10 protein-coding genes are annotated in these 18,317 nt (G+C 63.0%); 5 read left to right on the top strand and 5 right to left on the bottom strand.

Annotated elements, in window-relative coordinates:
- Positions 1-16 precede the first annotated feature (16 nt).
- The 3 genes from serC to C6W88_RS20205 all read right to left on the bottom strand — a co-directional run bounded on the left by serC (position 17) and on the right by C6W88_RS20205 (position 4,539).
- Positions 17-1,120: a 3-phosphoserine/phosphohydroxythreonine transaminase gene (gene serC, locus C6W88_RS20215; RefSeq protein ID WP_045994819.1), complete on the bottom strand. Its 1,104-nt coding sequence runs from the start codon at positions 1,118-1,120 to the stop codon at positions 17-19.
- A 103-nt stretch (positions 1,121-1,223) separates the two neighbouring features.
- Positions 1,224-3,977 (bottom strand): DNA gyrase subunit A, encoded by a 2,754-nt coding sequence (gene gyrA, locus C6W88_RS20210; protein ID WP_108133794.1) that lies wholly within the window; start codon positions 3,975-3,977, stop codon positions 1,224-1,226.
- A gap of 142 nt (positions 3,978-4,119) precedes the next feature.
- A complete protein-coding gene (locus C6W88_RS20205; protein WP_108133793.1) occupies positions 4,120-4,539 on the bottom strand; it encodes an acyl-CoA thioesterase in 420 nt (139 codons plus the stop codon).
- Positions 4,540-4,748: 209 nt separating this feature from the next.
- On the opposite strand from C6W88_RS20205, the gene C6W88_RS20200 reads away from it, so the two are divergent.
- The 5 genes from C6W88_RS20200 to C6W88_RS20180 are packed head-to-tail and all read left to right on the top strand — an operon-like array spanning position 4,749 to position 10,734.
- Positions 4,749-5,699, top strand: coding sequence for a recombination-associated protein RdgC (locus tag C6W88_RS20200; protein ID WP_108133792.1), 951 nt, complete (start codon positions 4,749-4,751; stop codon positions 5,697-5,699).
- Positions 5,696-6,865 (top strand): 1-acyl-sn-glycerol-3-phosphate acyltransferase, encoded by a 1,170-nt coding sequence (locus C6W88_RS20195; protein ID WP_108133791.1) that lies wholly within the window; start codon positions 5,696-5,698, stop codon positions 6,863-6,865. The genes C6W88_RS20200 and C6W88_RS20195 overlap by 4 nt, the downstream gene beginning before the upstream one ends.
- Positions 6,862-8,037, top strand: a complete 1,176-nt coding sequence (locus C6W88_RS20190) for a cation diffusion facilitator family transporter (protein WP_108133790.1) — start codon at positions 6,862-6,864, stop codon at positions 8,035-8,037. The genes C6W88_RS20195 and C6W88_RS20190 overlap by 4 nt, the downstream gene beginning before the upstream one ends.
- 24 nt (positions 8,038-8,061) lie before the next feature.
- Positions 8,062-8,772, top strand: coding sequence for a transglutaminase-like cysteine peptidase (locus C6W88_RS20185; RefSeq protein WP_108133789.1), 711 nt, complete (start codon positions 8,062-8,064; stop codon positions 8,770-8,772).
- Between the two features lie 33 nt (positions 8,773-8,805).
- A complete protein-coding gene (locus C6W88_RS20180) occupies positions 8,806-10,734 on the top strand; it encodes a bifunctional diguanylate cyclase/phosphodiesterase (RefSeq protein WP_108133788.1) in 1,929 nt (642 codons plus the stop codon).
- Positions 10,735-10,837: 103 nt separating this feature from the next.
- Here C6W88_RS20180 and C6W88_RS20175 read toward each other — a convergent pair whose 3' ends face one another.
- Positions 10,838-11,167, bottom strand: coding sequence for a tryptophan synthase subunit beta like protein (locus tag C6W88_RS20175; protein ID WP_108133787.1), 330 nt, complete (start codon positions 11,165-11,167; stop codon positions 10,838-10,840).
- A gap of 123 nt (positions 11,168-11,290) precedes the next feature.
- Positions 11,291-18,317, bottom strand: a 7,027-nt coding sequence (locus tag C6W88_RS20170) for a cadherin-like domain-containing protein (protein WP_146164690.1), incomplete at its 5' end; no start/stop codon positions are given.

The following is an 18,317-nucleotide window of genomic DNA, read 5'->3' as shown; positions in this document are numbered from 1 at the left end:
AGCTCTCGCACGAACCTCAGCCGCGCCGCTTCTCGAAATCGCCCATGAACGCCACCAGGGCGTCCACCGCGGACTCAGGCACCGCGTTATAGAGGCTTGCGCGCATACCGCCGACGCTGCGATGGCCCTTGAGATTCAAAAGCCCCGCCGCCTCCGCCTCTTCCAGGAAGGCGTTATCCAGGGCGCTGTCGGCCAGCACGAAGGGCACGTTCATCTTCGAGCGATTACGCACCGCGATGGGGTTGGAATAGAAGTCGCTGCGGTCGATGGCCTCGTAGAGCTTGGCCGCCTTGCGGTCATTGATCTCGGCCATCGCCTCGAGACCCCCGACGTCGCGCTTGAGCCAGTCGAACACCAGGCCCGCCAGGTACCAGCTATAGGTGGCCGGCGTGTTGATCATCGACCCTGCCTCGGCCAACTGACGATAGCTGAACAAGGACGGCATCTCGCTCACCGCCTGGTCGAGCAGATCATCACGCACGATCACCAGCACCAGCCCGGCCGGCCCGATGTTCTTCTGGGCGCCAGCGTAGATCACACCGAAGCGCGAGACGTCCAGCGGCTCAGACAGAATGGTCGAGGAAAGATCCGCCACCAGCGGCACCTCTACCCCGTCGCCGCGCCGCGCCACGGGCACAAAGTCCAGTGCCAGACCACCGATGGTCTCGTTGGGGGTCACGTGGAGGTAGGCGGCGTCGTCGGACAGCGCGATATCAGCCTGCTGCGGTGCTTCGACATGGCCATTCTCGGCGCTTGAAGCGGCAATGTGGGCGCTGCCGAATAGATGCCGCGCCTCCTTGATCGCCTTGTTGCCCCAGATACCGGTCTCGATGAAGTTGGCCCGGCCGCCGCGGCCAAGCAGGTTCATGGGCACCGCGGCAAACTGCTGGGTGGCACCACCCTGGGTGAACAGCACCCGATAGTTGTCGGGCACGGCGAGCAGTTCACGCAGGTCGGCCTCGGCGCGCTCGGCGATGGCCACGTACTCGCTGGAGCGGTGGCTCATCTCCATCACCGAGAGCCCACGGCCCTGATAGTCCAGCATCTCGCGCTGGGCGCGTTCGAGTACTGCGGTAGGCAGCGCGGCGGGGCCCGCGCAGAAATTGTAGTGGCGTGTCATGGTGTCCTGGCGATTGATCGTCAAGGGCAGGCGTCCGGCGACGCCCGCCAGTCACTATATAGGTGGGCCACGGCGTCCATCGCGGACACCGTGGCACCCCGGATCAGTCGTTATTGTCGGTGTTGCTGTCGTCGGCCGCGCTGTCGTCGCCCGGTTCGGCGCTGCCACCCTCGGCGGCGTCATCTGCCGAGTTCTCGACGGCGTCCTCACTACCTTCTTCGCCCTCGGCATCGAGCTCGTCGTCGCCTTCAAGCTCCTGGATACGCACGGTCTTGACCAGCGCCTCGGCCTCGCCGAGGCGGATCAGGGTGACGCCCTGGGTGTTGCGCGAACTGATCGAGACTTCCTCGACCCGGGTGCGCACCAGGGTGCCGCGATCGGTGATCAGCATCATCTCATCGCTGGAACAGACCTGCATCGCCGCCACCATGGCGCCATTGCGGGCGCTGGTCTGCATCGCGATCACGCCCTGGCCGCCACGACCGCGCAGCGGGAACTCCTCGAGACGGGTACGCTTGCCGTAGCCGTTTTCGCTGCCGGTGAGGATATAGATCTGGCCGTTGTCACCGCTGGCGTCGACATCACCGGCCTCGCCACGCTCACCGCCCTCGGCGTCGGCATCGATCTCGAGGCTCTGCGGGATGATCAGGCTGATCACCTCGGCGCCATCGAGCAGTCGCATGCCACGCACACCGCGCGCGGTACGGCCCATGGCACGGACCTGGGACTCCTCGAAGCGGATCGCCTTGCCGTTGGACGACAGCAGCATGGCGTGGTCGCTGCCGGAGGTAATGGCGGCGCCCACCAGGCGATCGCCCTCCTCCAGGTCGATGGCGATCAGGCCAACGCTGCGCGGACGCGAGAACTGCTCGAGGCTGGTGCGCTTGACCGTGCCCCGGGCGGTGGCAAAGAAGATGTAGCAGTCCGGATCATAGTCCTTGACCGGCATGATGGCGTTGATCGACTCGCCTTCTTCCAGCGGCAGCAGGTTGACCAGCGGCTTGCCACGGGACCCGCGACTGGCCGCAGGCATCTCGTAGACCTTGAGCCAGTAGACCTTGCCGCGATTGGAGAACAGCAGCACGGTGTCGTGGGTCGAGGCCACCAACAGGTGCTCGATGACATCCTCATCCTTCATCGCGGTGGCCGACTTGCCACGACCACCACGACGCTGGGCCTGATAGTCCGACAACGGCTGGGTCTTGGCGTAACCCGAGCGGGACACCGTGACCACCATGTCTTCCTCGGCGATCAGGTCCTCGATGGACAGGTCCAGGTGGCTTGCCTGAATGTCGGTACGACGCTCGTCGGCGAACTGATCGCGCACCGCGATCAGCTCTTCGCGAATCACCTCGAGCAGGCGATCGGCGGAGGCCAGGATGGCCATCAGCTCAGCGATCTTCTCGAGGATCGACAGATACTCGTCGAGCAGCTTCTCGGTCTCGAGGCCGGTCAAGCGGTGCAGGCGCAGCTCGAGGATGGCCTGGGCCTGGGCCGGCGACAGACGGTACTCGCCTCCCGCCTGGTCCAGACCAAAGCCTTCTTCCAGGTCTTCGGGCTTGCACGAGGTGGCGCCGGCGCGCTCCAGCATGCCGGTGACCTGGCCGGGCTGCCAGGACTTGGCCAACAGCTTTTCCTTGGCTTCGGCAGCATTCGGCGAGGCCTTGATCAGCTCGATCACCTCGTCGATGTTGGAGATCGCCACCGCCAAGCCTTCGAGGATGTGGCCGCGCTCACGCGCCTTCTTCAGTTCGAACAGGGTGCGCCGGGTGACCACCTCGCGACGGTGGCGAATGAAGGCCTCGAGCACCTGCTTGAGGTTCATGGTCTTCGGCTCGCCGTCCTCCAGCGCCACCATATTGATGCCGAAGACATTCTGCAGCTGGGTCTGGGCGAACAGGTTGTTCACCACCACCTCGCCACTCTCGCCGCGCTTGACCTCGATCACCACCCGCAGACCGTCCTTGTCGGACTCGTCGCGCAACTCGGCGATTCCCTCGATCTTCTTGTCCTTGACCAGCTCGGCGATCTTCTCGATCAGCCGCGCCTTGTTCACCTGGTAAGGCAGCTCGGTGACGATGATGTGGTCACGGCCGGACTTGTCGTCGTGTTCGATGGTGTGCTTGGCGCGTATATAGATGCGCCCGCGGCCGGTACGATAGGCCTCGAGAATGCCCGCGCGGCCGTTGATGATACCGCCGGTGGGGAAGTCGGGCCCCGGCACATGCTCCATCAGATCATCGACGCTCAGGGTGTAGTCGTCGACTAGCGCCAGGCAGGCGTTGATGATCTCGTTCATGTTGTGGGGCGGGATATTGGTCGCCATGCCCACGGCGATGCCCGAGGAGCCGTTGACCAGCAGGTTCGGCACCTTGGTCGGCAGCACGTCGGGGATCCGCTCGGTACCGTCGTAGTTGTCGACCCAGTCGACAGTATCCTTCTCGAGATCGGCCAGCAGCTCGTGGGCCAGGCGCGCCATGCGCACCTCGGTGTAACGCATGGCGGCGGCGTTGTCGCCGTCGATGGAGCCGAAGTTGCCCTGGCCATCGACCAGCACGTGGCGCATCGAGAAGTCCTGGGCCATACGCACGATGGTGTCGTACACCGCACTGTCGCCGTGGGGGTGGTACTTACCGATCACGTCACCCACCACACGGGCGGACTTCTTGTATGGCTTGTTCCAGTCGTTACCCAGCTCGTGCATCGCAAACAGCACACGCCGATGAACCGGCTTCAGGCCATCGCGCACGTCCGGCAGCGCTCGGCCGATGATCACGCTCATCGCGTAATCGAGGTACGACTGCTTCAGCTCGTCCTCGATATTGACTGGCAGAATCTCTCTGGCGATGTCACCCATGGGTCGTCAAGTCCTTTGCACAGCAACAGGTAGGCGCGTCACGCAGCCGTGACAAGGCGCACAAATACAGCGACCTAGCATACCACCCTTGGGGCCTTCCGCGCAGCGTCTGTCGTTGTGTGCGGCGCCTTGACCGCTGCCGTCATGACACCACCAGCGGCGCCAGGGCATCACGCAGCTCACCCTCGATCGCCACCGCACTGTTGCTGGCCACGTCCAGCAGCACGAAGGTCAGCTCGGCGCGAGCCACCAGGGCTCCATCGCGGCGGCGCAGGATCTCGTGGCGCATCTTGGCGCTGCGCCCCCCCAGGGCCGACAGGCGGGTGGAAATGTCCAGCTCGTCACCGGCCACCGCCGCCTGGCGATAGTCGATATTGAGATTGACCGCGACGAAGGCGACATCTCCCTTTCCCAGGCGAGACATCAGCGCCGGATGCTTGTCGAAATAGTCCCAGCGCCCTTCCTCCATGAACTCCAGGTAACGGGCGTGATTGACGTGGCCATACCCGTCCAGGTGGTAGCCACGAACCTTCAGCGAAGTGGTGCTGATAGCGTCTTCCATGTCATTGCTCCTCATTTAAACTACTGTTTGATTCTGACCTCGAGCGGGCAAAGTGGCAACACTGTCACCAAAGAGGGACGGGCGCGGGCGACGCAGCCTGCTAGGCTTGGCCGCAACCCTGTTCAATCGACCATTGCGATGGCTGGCAACTGGCACCCGAAGGGACCATTCGCCATAATGTGCCTCCTTTTTGACCCGAGAATTGCTCCATGTGGTTCAAGCACTTGCACCTCTACCGTCTGCACGACGCCAGCACCCTGGACAGCGAGCAGCTGGAGACGGCCCTCGCCGAACAGGCTTTCCGCCCGCTCGGTGGCACCGAAGCCCGCCGCATCGGCTGGACGACGCCTGCCGGACGGGGTAGCGATCGCTATCTCCACGAGCTGCAGGGCCAGCGCCTGATGACCGCCCTGCGCCAGGAGCGCATCCTGCCCGCTTCGGTGGTCCGCGAAGAAGTCGACGAGCGCGTCGAGGTCATCGAGACCCAGGAAAGCCGCAAGCTACGCCGCCAGGAAAAGCAGGCAATCAAGGAGCAGGTCTACGAGGAACTGTTGCCCAGGGCCTTCGTACGCAGCCAGAAGACTGACCTCTGGTGGGATACCCGGCGAAACTTGATCGCCGTCAACAGCTCCAGCCGAAAGCGCGCCGAAGAGCTGCTGGATCTGTTGCGCGAGTCCCTGGGAAGCCTCAAGGTAACGCCGCTCTCGGCCCAGACACTGCCGATTCGCGCCATGACCACCTGGCTCAACGACGCCTCCTCGCGCCCCGCCGACATGCTGCTCGGCGACCAGGTCGAACTCAAGGCCAAGGGCGACGACGGCGTGCTCAAGGCGCGCCAGGTGGACCTCGACGGCGACGACATTCAGCAACTGCTCGAAAGCGGCCGACAGGCCAGCAAGCTGGCGCTGGGCATGGAGGGGCGCCTGCGTTTCGTGCTCCACGACGACCTGGCGGTCAAGTCACTGGCCTTCGATGACGCCTTGATCGACGAAGCCAACCAGGCAGATGACGGCGACGATGCCGTGCTGCGCATGGAAACCGACTTCATTCTGATGGCCCAGACCCTGGGTGAAAGCGTCGACCGCCTGATCGATTGGCTGGGCGGCGAAGCCCAGAGTTCTTCTGTTTCGGCTACTGACCTCACTGCGACGACACCATGACTTCGACATCCGATGCCCCGCAGGATCCCTGGCACGATATTCGCCCCTATCAGGACGACGAGGTGGCGACGACCCTGACTCGCCTGGCAGAGGACCCGGAGCTGTTGAGCGCCCTGACCCGCTACCGGCTGCCGCGCCTTTCCCGCATGATGCCCCGTCTGTCACGCACGCTGGCCAGCTGGGCGATCAAGCGCGAGACACGCGACGTCACCAGCGTGACGGCGTTTCAGCAACGCATCGCGGCCTACATGCAGCGCATGCTGAAGACCTCCACCGACGACTTTCGCGTCGACGGCCTCGATCGTCTGGACCCCAATACCGCCTACCTGTTTATCGGCAACCATCGCGATATCTCGCTGGATCCGGCCTTCGTCAACTATGCGCTGTACCTCGCCGGCCGCAACACCGTGCGCATTGCCATCGGTGACAATCTGCTCAAGAAGCCCTACGTCACCGATCTGATGCGGCTCAACAAGAGCTTCATCGTGCCGCGCAGTGCTCGCGGCAAGCGCGCCATGCTGCAGGCCTACCACAAGCTGTCGAGCTACATCCGCCACTCCATTCAGGACGACAATCATTCGATCTGGATGGCCCAGCGCGAAGGCCGGGCCAAGGACGGCATCGATCGTACCGACCCCGCGATCATCAAGATGATGACCATGGCCCACCGTGCCGACAACCGTCATGCGCCGCTCGGGGAAGGCATTGAAGCCCTGCGCCTGGTGCCGGTATCGATCAGCTACGAGTACGACCCCTGCGACGTGCAGAAGGCCAGGGAGCTGAAAGCCGTCAGTGAAGACGGCAGCTACAACAAGAGCGAGTTCGAGGACATCAGCTCCATCGTCGCCGGCATCACCGGCCACAAGGGGCGTGTTCATCTGCGCTTCGGCACGCCGATCGATCGCAGCTTCGATACGCCGGAAGCGGTCGCTGCCGAGATCGACCGCCAGGTGCTGAGCGGCTATCACCTCTTTCCCAGCCACCATCTGGCGCTGGAGGCCCTGGGCAGCCATCCTGAGCTGGTGGACCTGTCCGAGGTGTCAGAGGCCGACCGCGATCGGTTCGCGCAACGTCTTTCCGAAGTCCCGGAAGACCTCAGATCCTGGTGGCTGGCCCAGTACGCCAACCCTGTCATCAACTGCGCGCGGAGCGAGCCTTCGTCGTGAGCCAGAAAAGCCAGCCGGGGCGCTCCAGACACGCCTTTGCCTGGACGGCCCAGGGCGTCACCCTGATCGGCGCCGGCGTGGACCTTGTCGTCGGCGTGCTCAAACTGGTGACCGGTGTGATCGTCGGGTCGGCCGCCCTGATTGCCGACGGCATCCACTCCTTTTCGGATATCGTCACCGACGCCTTCGTGCTGGCGGCCACCCACTACGGCCGCCAGGAACCCGACCGCGACCATCCCTACGGCCACGGCCGAATCGAGACCCTGGCGACACTGTGGCTCGGCAGTGTGCTGATCTTCGTCGCTGGTGCCATCGCCTGGTCGAGTGTCGAGCGCCTGCTCGATCGGTCTTCGAGCGCCGCACCCGGCCTCGTTGCCATCGCCGTGGCCGTGGTCTCGCTGCTGGCCAAGGAAGCGATCTACCACTACACCTTGCGCGCCGCCCGCCGCTTCGACTCACCGCTGCTCGAGGCCAATGCCTGGCACTCGCGCACCGATGCCATGTCTACCCTGGTGGTGCTGGTCGGCCTGGTGGCCGGCCAGTTCGGCGTCGGCTGGATGGACGCGGTGGCCGCCATCGTGGTCGGCCTGATGGTGGGTTGGGTCGGCGGACGGCTGATGTGGCAGTCTTCCAGGGAGCTGATTGACACCGCCCTGCCGGTCGAAGAGCAGCGTGCGATGCGCCGGCTGGCGGAGTCGGTCCCGGGCGTCAAGAGCGTGCACGATCTGCGCACCCGCCAGCTCGGAAGCGACGTCGTGCTCGATCTGCATATCGTGGTCGCTCCCAGGGTCACGGTGTCCGAAGCCCACGAGATCGGTAATGCGGTCAGTCGACAACTACGCGAAGCGCACACCCGCCTGAAGGATGTCACCTTCCACATCGACCCCGAGGACGACGAAGGACAGACCGAACACAGCCTGCGCCCGGGCTTGCCGCTGCGCGAGGAGATCGAGCAACTGCTGGATGAACGCTGGTCGCATCAGCGTGCCTGGCAACACCGTACGGCGCTGAATCTGCACTATTTGGATGACCGCATCGACATTTCGTTGTACGTTGACTCTGATATCCATCATGGGGATCTCGATGACTTGGCTCATCAATTGTGCCGAGACCTCGACACCCTGCCCTGGGTAGGCCAACTGAAGCTGTGGCAAGGGCCCGGCAAGGCCTGACCTCCGCCCGGCTTGGAACTCGCCATGAGCCCAGATGCCGTCTTGTCTCGCCCGTCTCGCCGCCGCCCCCCTTCCTGGCTCGCCTGGGGATCTGCGAGCCTGTTGGGCGCCTTCCTGGTGCTGGCACCTGCACCGGTGGACGCGACGCTCGACCATGCGCGAATGCACGCGGCCATGAGCGCCGAGTACGGCAGTCAGGGGGTAAGAGCCCTGGACGAATGGCTCAACCTGATCGATCGCCTGAGAGGCGCCGACCTTCGTACTCAGCTGCGCGACGTCAACGACTTCTTCAATCGCAAGATGCAGTGGCTCGAGGATCGCACCATCTGGCGCCAGAGCGACTACTGGGCTACTCCCATCGAATCGCTGGGACGCGGCGCAGGCGACTGCGAAGATTACTCCATCGCCAAATACGTGACCCTCAAGGAGCTCGGCATTCCCATCAGCAAGTTGCGCATGATCTATGTGCGTGCTCGACTGGGACGTAGCCAGATCACCCAGGCCCATATGGTGCTCGGCTACTACGAGACGCCAGGCGCCGAGCCCCTGATTCTCGACAACATTGCCGCCGGCATTTCCCGTGCCAGCCTGCGCACCGATCTGGACCCGCTATTCAGCTTCAACAGCAGTGGCCTGTGGGCGGGTGGCACCACCCAATCGCGGGCGGATCCTCTGGCGCGCCTGTCGCGCTGGCGAAACGCCATCGATCGCATGCGCCAACAGGGAATCCAGTGACATCATGCCAATCCTTCATCTAGAGACGTCGCCATGTCGTTGATCAAACAACTCTGGCTCGCCATCATCGCCATCCTGCTGGTTGCCCTGATCGGCAGTCTGGTGGTGGCCGTATCGGGCAGCCGCGCCTACATCGAAAAAGAAATACTGATCAAGAACGCGGACAACGCCAATGCCCTGGCGCTGAGCATGAGCCAGATGCCTGACAAGGATGAAGTGACGCTGGAGCTTTTGATCTCGGCGCAGTTCGATACTGGCCACTACCGCAAGATCCAGCTGCTGGACACCGAGGACAGGCCGATCATTCGTCGCGTCTCATCAGCCCCCGAGGATACCGGCGTACCGGGCTGGTTCCGTGAGCTGGTCGCCTTCGAGGTCCCCGCCGGCACTGCGGTCATCCAGGATGGCTGGCAGCAGCTTGGCACCTTGCAACTCGAAAGCGCACATGGCTTCGCCTACCAGTCGCTGTGGCAGAGCACCCTGCGCATGGCCGCCTGGTTCGTGGCAGCAGGTGCCCTCAGCCTACTGATTGCCTACCTGCTGGTACGCCAGATCCGCACCCCGCTGAAGACCCTGACGCGCCAGGCCAACGATATCGGCCAGCGTCGCTTCACCGTCGCCCCGCTGCCCCGCACACTGGAACTGCGCGAAGTATCCGACGCCATGAACCGGCTGTCGGAAAGCGTGCGCGAGATGCTCCAGCGCGAGAGCGAGCAGATCGACCGGCTACGCCGCCAGTTGCTGCATGACACGGTGACCGGGGCCTTGACCCGGGAAGCCTTTATCGACCGCCTCAACTACAGCCTCGAGCAACAGGGTGAATCCAGCTACGGCGTGGTGGCGATGATCCGTGCCACCGACCTGGCCGCGCTCAACGAACGCCGCGGCCACTTGTACACCAACGGCGTGCTCAGCGACCTTTGCCAACGCCTGACCGCCATCGCCGAGGCCCATGGCGAAGGCTATGTGGGTCGCCTCAACGGCAGTGACTTCGCCCTGATGCTGTGCGGCAACGTCGACGAAAGCTGGGCCCGCGAACGGCTGGACGACAATCTGTCGACCCTGGCCGAACAGAACGCACCGGTACTGCGGCTCCCCGCTGCCCTGGCGGTCTACCACCACGGCCAGGAGCGCACCACCCTGATGGCCGCACTGGATGGCGCCCTGTCGCTGGCCGAGAGCCGTCCTGGACAGGCGATCGAGTCCTGCCACAACGTGGAACAGGAGACGCTCTACCGCAGCCGCGCCGAGTGGCGCTCATCGCTGGTCGAAGCGATGGAGCATGGCGTCCTGCTGGGACAGTATCCGGTGCTGGATCGACGCGGACAGTTGCTGCATCACGAGGCCCCTGCACGGCTCAACATCAAGGGCGAATGGCGTCAGGCGGGTGTCTTCATGCCCTGGATCGCCCGTCTGCGCCTCCACGACAGCCTGGATATCAAGGTGATCGATGCCGCTCTCGACACCATCCATCACCACCGGCAGCCGCTGGGCATCAACCTGTCCCATGCAGCGATTACCCAGCCGAATGTCGTGATCGCCCTGCAGCAACGACTCAGCGCCCGCCCGGACTCGGCCCCCTTCCTGTGGATCGAGGTACCGGAGTCGATCGCCCGAAGCGATCTCGAGAGCTTCCGTTATCTGTGCCAGTCGCTGGCCCCCTTCGGCTGTCATCTGGGCATGGAGCACGTCGGTGCGGCCTTCCGCCAGCTAGGAGATCTGCAGGATCTTGGGCTGTCCTACATCAAGATCGACGCCACCCTGTGTCGTGGCGTGTCGGAGCGGCCGGAGCAGCAGACCATTCTCAGGGGCATGGCGACCCTGTGCCATTCGCTGGCGATCCAGGCCATCGCCGAGGGCATCGACGAGGATCGCGATATCGACACCCTGTTCGAGCTGGGCCTGGACGGTGTCACCGGCCCTGCCGTGTCCGCCAGGATGGAAACCGACAGGCACTCGTGAGCATCGATGACATGAGGGGTACACAGCAAAGGGCCACCCGAAGGTGGCCCTTTGTCTTGCCCAGGTCGACGCATGCGACTTGAGAGGTGCACATGCTCAACGCTTAGATGAGGGGTTCGTCGTCCCCTACCAGATCCACATCGTTGTAGCGACGACGCAGTGACTGGCGGTCCATGATCTTGCGGCGCGCCGCGTCAGGCAGATCGGTGAAGCTGATCACGCCCTTGTCCATCAGCAGATCAAGCACGTCCTCGAGCACCCGCACAAAGGCCAGGTCGGAGGCATGGAACTGGGACTGTTCGTTGCGCTCGTTACCGTCTGACAGGAAGAACAACAGCTCCTGATCATCCGGCGCCATGAATTCGTCGCAGGTCGCTGTAGGCTCCCGGCTGACACAGACAAGCTTTCCTTCCCCGTCACGCTGGACGTACATGTCACGTTCTCCGCAATCTTTGTTGGTCGAGCATATATCAAGTTTCCCTTGATCAGTAGCCCTCGGCGTTTACCGCCGAGGGCCTTGCCCGTTTCGCGCTATACGACGGGACCGAGCGCCTGCCTACACATCCAACTGGCCCTGGTTGAGCAACTGCGTCAGGAAATCATCGGGGCTTGGGGCCGCGTTGGCCACACCTTCCAGAGTAATGACCTGATCAGCGTTGCCATTGTCGTCCGCCAGATTTCCATCGCTCTTGACGTACAGCACAATATCATCCCCTTCCTGCTCCGCGTGGATATAGTCATTCAGCGACTGCTGGTCGTCGTCCTTGTCGTAGCCTTGCAGCAACTCGCTGAGATCCAGCACATCGGCCTCTGGGTCCTGGCTGGCGTCGACACCGGCCGGTGCCACGTGGAAGTCGCTGATGACATCATCGGCGGGATCTCCGGCCGCGCCCTCATCGCCCAGCACCCAGGCGAAGGTATCCGCACCGAGTCCTCCGACCAGGGTGTCATCGCCGGCACCGCCGAGCAGCAGGTCATCGCCTTCCTCACCATATAGCGTGTCGCTACCACCGCCGCCGATCAGGGTGTCGTCACCGTCACCGCCCTTGAGGGTGTCGGCGCCGCCATCCTTGCGCTCGGTGTCCATCAAGGATTCATAGTTACCGCGAATGTACTCGAGCACCTGGGTCTCGTCGGGATCCGCTCCGCCATTTTCCGACCACTTGAGGAACTCGAACAGCCCGGCAAAACCAAGGCCATCATGCTCGCCTGCCCTGAATTCCTCTCCATCGCCATTGGTCCATTCGAGATGGTCGGTATTGATGGTGTCGCCGAAGATGATGTCACCACGATCCGTTCCATCGAGTACATCGTCGCCGAGTTCCGCCAGCTTGTCGAAGGACGAGCCGCCCTTGAGCACCGCCTCGAGTTCCTCGGCGGTGTTGACGACAGATGCCTCGCCGACCGGCGCAGTGGGATACCCGAAGTCGTTGATGGTGATGCTATCGAGCTGGACCAGATCCTGCTGCCCACCCCCGTTGACGACCTCGATGACGATACGATAGACACCGCTGTCAAGCTGATCGGTTTCGAAGGAGGAACCCCGTTGGCTTTCGCGGGGATAACCGGAGTCCACCGTCACCCAGCCACCGCTGCCATTGGATTTCTGAACCTCCCAGCCGAAGTAGTCAGCCCCGCCGTAGGCATCGGTACTGTAGCTAAATTCGAGTGTCGAGTAGCCGGTATCAGGCGTGTCAAGAACGAAGGCGGCACTGGTCGCCACGGTACTACCCGAGAGACGGCTGATATCCGTCAACGTCAGCGAACCATTTCCCACGACTAGCGTACCGGTGGCGTCCCCGGACTTGGTCCAGCTAGTCGCCGAGTCTAGCGGACTATCCAGGCCAGTGAAGTCGGCAAGTTGGCGACTTCCCGTCTGTGCAACCGACGAGTAGGGAATGATCTCACTCGCGCCGGTCACGTCGGTGTTGTCGAAGAACTTCAGCACGTCTTCGTTGATGCCGGAGCCGATACCGATCGCTTCGACGCGACTGATGGCTGACAGGCCTTCGAAGGACTCGATCGCGTTGTTGACTTCATTAAAGCCGGTATCCTGACCGTTACCACCGGTACTGCCATTGTCGTTGACGTAGAACGTCGGCAGCCCATCGGTCAGGAAGTAGGTCAGATTCTCGTAGCCGTTACTGCTCGACTGCTCTTCCAACCAGCCTTTTGATGCCTCGAATGCCGCCTCGTAGTTGGTGCCGCCCCCGTTACCACTGCTGCCATCGACCGAATTGATATAGGTGACGATCCGTTCGACTTCACTGTCGACCGAGCCCAGATCCATGGTTTGGGTAAATCGCGCTCCCGTATCGAAATCGACGACCTGAAGATTGATAACCCCGTCGAAATCAGCCAGTTGCTCGACCAGATTAGCCAGAGCCTGCTTGGCCAATGCCATGCGAGACAGGCCAGCGGTACCGGAGCCTCTACTCATGCTGCCCGAGGAATCGAGAATCAGGGAGATATTATAGTTCTGCGCCGGACTCACCACGGTGAAGTTGCCACCACCATCACCCACCATGACGTCACTGCCGCCACCGCCGGAGACAGTATTGTCGGAGTTGTCACCGACGTATAACTGATCCGGAGCGCTGACTTCGACGGTCAGGCTGCCCGCAGCGTTATCGCCGTCACCGTCAACACCGGTCAATCCGAGCTCGATGTCAAAGGCATCCCCCACCTCACCAAGCCGATAGTCCATATCGCCCAGGGTAAAGGGCGTATTGCTACCGCCCACCACCTCGATACCCTCGAGCCCACCAGCCGGACTGAGTTCGAACGACCATCCATCCTCCATACCATTCAGGATAAGACGGCCGGCCCCATCGATGCTGATGGACACCTTGTTGGTAACATCGGTGCCTGTCTGATCGAGAATGCGGACGTCATCGGCGCTCAGACGAATATCGTTGTCCACCGTCTGGCTGGGAGACCCAGAACCCGGCACATCACTTGCGTAGTTGAACGCAGCCACTGTGACCACTGCCTTGGCGCCGTCACCTTCAACATGGATGGTCTGGGTCACCTCGGACACACTTTCGTGCCCCTGCCAGCTCGGCTCACCGGTGACGGAGAACCCCAGGCTATCGAGGAAGCTGATGCGGATGACCTCGTTAAGCTCGACACCGGGACTTGCACCACCGAAGACGCCGAGCGTGCCGTCCAGCGGCACCATACCAACGCCATTGGGCGTCGAGTAGAGAACGTCGTTGTCACCCTCATCGTCCTGGTGGTTAATGCCGTGGTACTGCACAACACCATCGAGACTCAGTTCAGAGATATCGGCACGCTCGACACGCCCGTTGCTGATCTCGCCATCGGCAACGTTGATCTGATAGCCGTCTCCTGCCGGATCCAGGGTGACCGTAAAGCCGACAACCCCATCCGCAGTCACCGCCTGCAGCTGATGACCGTCGGTGGATACCTGATAGGTCAGCGCCTCACCGTCGAAGTAGAGCGGGTTGCCGTCGGCGTCAGTGGCTGGCTGCCCCTGCACATCGGTGAAGGTCACATCCTTGACCCCATCGGCACCAGACACGCCAGCAAAGTTCAGCTGACCGCCTCGACCATCGACGAGAGCAGCCGAATCCGAGGTAAAGGCCTCCGGGCTGTCGTCGTTGACCAGCACCTGCAACTGGCCACTGGCCGGGCTACCATCGGAATCAACGATGGTGTAGCCGACATTGAACGCCAGAGAGTCTTCCGTACCCTGCTCACCATGATCCAGCGGCTGGTGCAGCGTAACCTTGTAGGCGCCGTTCGCCACCCCGGTCAGGGCAACGGTCAACACCAGTGCGTTGGAGGCGTCACGCCCCGTGACCGTTCGGCCGTCGTCGCTCAACGTGTAGGACACCGCCTGGCCACTGGCCGTTACCGTGGGCAGACCATCAAGACTCCAGCTGAAGGCGCTTGAGCTCGCCGCCCCATCATTGCCAAAGGAATAGCCAAGCGTCCCGGTGACGACGGTCGCCTCACCGGCCGCATCACCCGGGCCACCGGCATTGCCACCCGACAGGCCATCTTCGTCCACGCGAGCGATACCATTGGCGGCCTCCGGCGTGGAGTCAGCCGCCACATTGACCGTCAAGGTGGCGTTGCTGGTGTCGCCGTCGGCATCGACGATGGTGTAGTCGATGACCGCGGCACCCTCGAAGCCCGCCGCCGGAGTGAAGGTCACCTCACCGCTGTCGCTATCGATGGTCACCCTGCCAGCACTCTCGTAGCCCGACGCCATGCTCGCCGACACCAGAGTTGCGCCATCGGCTCCGCCCTCGTCGTTGGCCAGTACGTCGACGGTGACCTCAGTGTCCTCGGCGGTGCTCACAACGTCATCGACCGCCGTTGGCACGTCATCGACAATATTGATGCTGATGCTGGCAGTCGAGCTATTGCCGTGGGCATCGGTCACGGTATAGCTGAACACGTCCTGGCCATTCAGGGTGTTCGGACCGTTGTCCGCCTCGGCGCCGGTCACGGCGGTATCGAGGGTATAGGTGTAGGACCCATTCTCCTCGATGACCAGAGTGCCGTAGCTGCCGCGCAGGGTCGTGGCGGTGAACGTCAGTGCGTCGCCCTGGGCATCGCTTGCCTGAAGCTGGCCTTCCGCCACTTCGCTATTGCTGGCGGCATCGCTGCCCGTGGCAAGCCCGGCCTCGCTGACGGTTGCCGCGCTGGCATTGGCCGTGGGCGAGCCGTCGTTCACCACAAACTTGATGGTCGCCTGGCTGGTATCGCCATCGGCATCCTTGATGGAGTAGCTCACCACCTCTTCGTAGCTACCGTTAGCGTCCGCGGTGTAGGTGTAACTGCCGTCGGCGTTCCAGCTGAGCTGACCACGCAGCCCGCTGTCATCGACGGAGATGACCGTGGCCCCGTCCGCACCCTGGACGTCATTGGCCAGCATTCCGTTGCCCGCCGTGGTGGTCAACGTGGTACCGGACTGCAGCGCAGCGGGTGTGTCGTTGACGGCCTGAGGCACGTCATCGATGACATCGACGGTAATGGTGCCGGTGGCAGAATTGCCGTGGCTGTCGGTCACCGTATAGACAAAGCTCTCGGCGTCATCGACGGGGTTATCCGACGAGGTGACCGGTTTGGTCAGGGTGTAGGTGAAGGAACCATCGGCGCGGATGTCGATCTCGCCATAGTTGCCCTTGAGGGTCTCCGCCTTGAAGGTCAAGTCGTCGCCCTGGGCATCGGTCGCCACCAATTGCCCTTTCACTTGCTCTGAATTGGTCGCCGACTGGGAACCCTCGTCAAGCCCGGCCTCGTTGACCTGCACGTTGGTCGGCTGAGTCGTCGGCGTACCGTTTTCGACATTGATGGTCAGGGTGGCCTGACTGGTATCACCGTCGGCGTCGGTGATGGTGTAGTTGACCACCTCGGTGTAGCTGGCGTTGTCCTTGGCGGTGTAATCAAAGCTGCCATCGGCGTTCCACGTCAGGGAACCCTGCAGGGAAGACTCGTCGACGAAGGTCACGGTGGCGCCGTCGGCGCCCTGGGTGTCATTAGCCAGCAGACCAACATCGGCACCCTTGCTGATCACCTGCGAAGACTGCACGCCATCGAGCTGATCATTCACCGCCTCCGGCGCGTCATCGACCACCGAAACCTTGACGGTAGCCGTCGCACTATCCCCATCAGCCTGGCTCGCCACCACACTCACGCCCTCGATAGACAGTGAGTTCTTCAGCGTCGCTGCCACCTCATGGGGCAGACTGTCACTCAGCGTGGCCGTGACACTGACATTGCCACTGTTCTGAGCCGCCACCGAGGTCGGCGCCTGCAGGCTCAGGGTCAGCACCAGGTCGTCGCTGCCGGCGAGTCGAGCCTCCAGTTCACCCTCGTCGTTTGCGCTCCAGACCAAGGACTCACCAGCCGCCAGACCCTGGACGCTGATGCCGGTGACGCTGTCATCAGCGCCTATATTGCCAAAGCCAAAGTTCACCAGGCTGTCGCTACCCGCGTTAAACGTCAGTACACCACTGTCCTGATCCGCAGAGACTCCGGTATCGGCGTCCTGCAGCGTCAGATCCAGCGCCTCGGTAGTAGCATCATCATCGCCTTCCTTGATGCTGACGCTCGGGCCGGTGCCGTCGGTAATGGTGACGGTGTGGCTGTCGGTGGCGGTGTCGCCATCGCTGTCTTCGGTGGCGATGGTGAAGTCGATTGACGGATTGCCGGTGCTGTTCTGCACCTGGTTGTCGTTGGCGTCAAAGGTCCAAGAGCCGTCGCGACCGACGGTCAGGGTGCCTTCATCAAGATCGAAGGTCACGGTTTCGGTAGCACCGTCGCCCAGCACCTTGTCGACGCCGCCGGCGGTCACGGTCACCGTGGCGCCATCGGCACCGGCGTCGGTGGTCCAGGTGCCGTTGGCACTCTGGCCTTCGACCACGGTCTCGGCGGTATCCGCGATCTCGAGGGTCGGCTGATCGTCGGCCACGCTCACCCCCACGGTCGCCGTCGTGCTGGTACCGTCGGTATCGGTGCCGACCACGCTGATACCGGTGATCGACAGGCTATCGGCGTCGACCGCGTGGGCCAGGCTCTCGGCCAGGGTCGCAGTGACGGTGACGACCTGCTCCTCTCCCGCGGCGATCGGGTTATTCGCGTCAACCGCCGGACTCAGGGTCAGGGTCAGGACGGCGTCACCGCCTGCCTCTGTGCGCCCTTCCAGCTCGCCGGCGTTGTTGGTGCTCCAGATCAGCTCGCCATCCAGGCCTTCGACCTGAATACCATCGATGTCACCAAAGACGATCGAGGTGATGGCGTCGCTACCGGCGGTAAAGGTCAGGCTGGCCACGTCGGTGTCCGAGGCGGTGCCTTCGGTATTGGCATCCTGCAGGGAAACGGACGCATTGCTGCTGGCCGGATCGCTGCCGGTGGCCGAAACGCTCGGGCCGCTACCGTCGGTGATGGTGACGGTATGGCTATCGGTGGCGGTGTCGCCATCGCTGTCTTCGGTGGCGATGGTGAAGCCGATCGACGGATTGCCGGTGCTGTTCTGTACCTGGTTGTCGTTGGCGTCAAAGGTCCAGGTACCGTCGCGACCGACGGTCAGGGTGCCTTCGTCGGTGGTGAAGCTGACCGTTGCATCACTGGCATCACCCAGCGGCTTGGTCTCGCCTGCCACCGTCACACTGACGGTCGCCCCATCAGCACCGGCGTCGGTGGTCCAGGTGCCGTTGGCACTCTCGCCTTCGACCACGGTCTCGGCGGTATCGGCGATCTCGAGGGTCGGCTGATCATCAGCCACGCTCACACCCACGGTTGCCGTTGTGCTGGTACCGTCGGTATCGGTGCCGACCACACTGATGCCGGTGATCGACAGGCTATCGGCGTCGACCGCGTGGGCCAGACTCTCGGCCAGGGTCGCGGTCACGGTGACGACCTGCTGAGTACCGGCAGCGATCGGGTTATTCGCGTCAACCGCCGGACTCAGGGTCAGAGTAAGGACGGCGTCACCGCCGGCCTCAGTACGGCCTTCCAGCTCGCCAGCGTTGTTGGTGCTCCAGATCAGCTCGCCATCCAGGCCGGTGACCTGAATACCGTCGGTGTCACCAAAGGCGATCGAGGTG

Origin of the sequence: Halomonas litopenaei (genome assembly GCF_003045775.1) — a bacterium.
In the GTDB taxonomy this organism is placed as follows: domain Bacteria; phylum Pseudomonadota; class Gammaproteobacteria; order Pseudomonadales; family Halomonadaceae; genus Halomonas; species Halomonas litopenaei.
This window is presented reverse-complemented; position numbering and strand designations above follow the sequence as displayed.

Bases quoted from the DNA above. Each gene is read 5' to 3' on its own strand.
- C6W88_RS20185 (WP_108133789.1), top strand. From the start codon at position 8,062: ATGAGCCCAGATGCCGTCTTGTCTCGCCCGTCTCGCCGCCGCCCCCCT.
- C6W88_RS20175 (WP_108133787.1), bottom strand. From the start codon at position 11,167: ATGTACGTCCAGCGTGACGGGGAAGGAAAGCTTGTCTGTGTCAGCCGG.
- gyrA (WP_108133794.1), bottom strand. From the start codon at position 3,977: ATGGGTGACATCGCCAGAGAGATTCTGCCAGTCAATATCGAGGACGAG.
- C6W88_RS20180 (WP_108133788.1), top strand. From the start codon at position 8,806: ATGTCGTTGATCAAACAACTCTGGCTCGCCATCATCGCCATCCTGCTG.
- C6W88_RS20200 (WP_108133792.1), top strand. From the start codon at position 4,749: ATGTGGTTCAAGCACTTGCACCTCTACCGTCTGCACGACGCCAGCACC.
- C6W88_RS20195 (WP_108133791.1), top strand. From the start codon at position 5,696: ATGACTTCGACATCCGATGCCCCGCAGGATCCCTGGCACGATATTCGC.
- serC (WP_045994819.1), bottom strand. From the start codon at position 1,120: ATGACACGCCACTACAATTTCTGCGCGGGCCCCGCCGCGCTGCCTACC.
- C6W88_RS20205 (WP_108133793.1), bottom strand. From the start codon at position 4,539: ATGGAAGACGCTATCAGCACCACTTCGCTGAAGGTTCGTGGCTACCAC.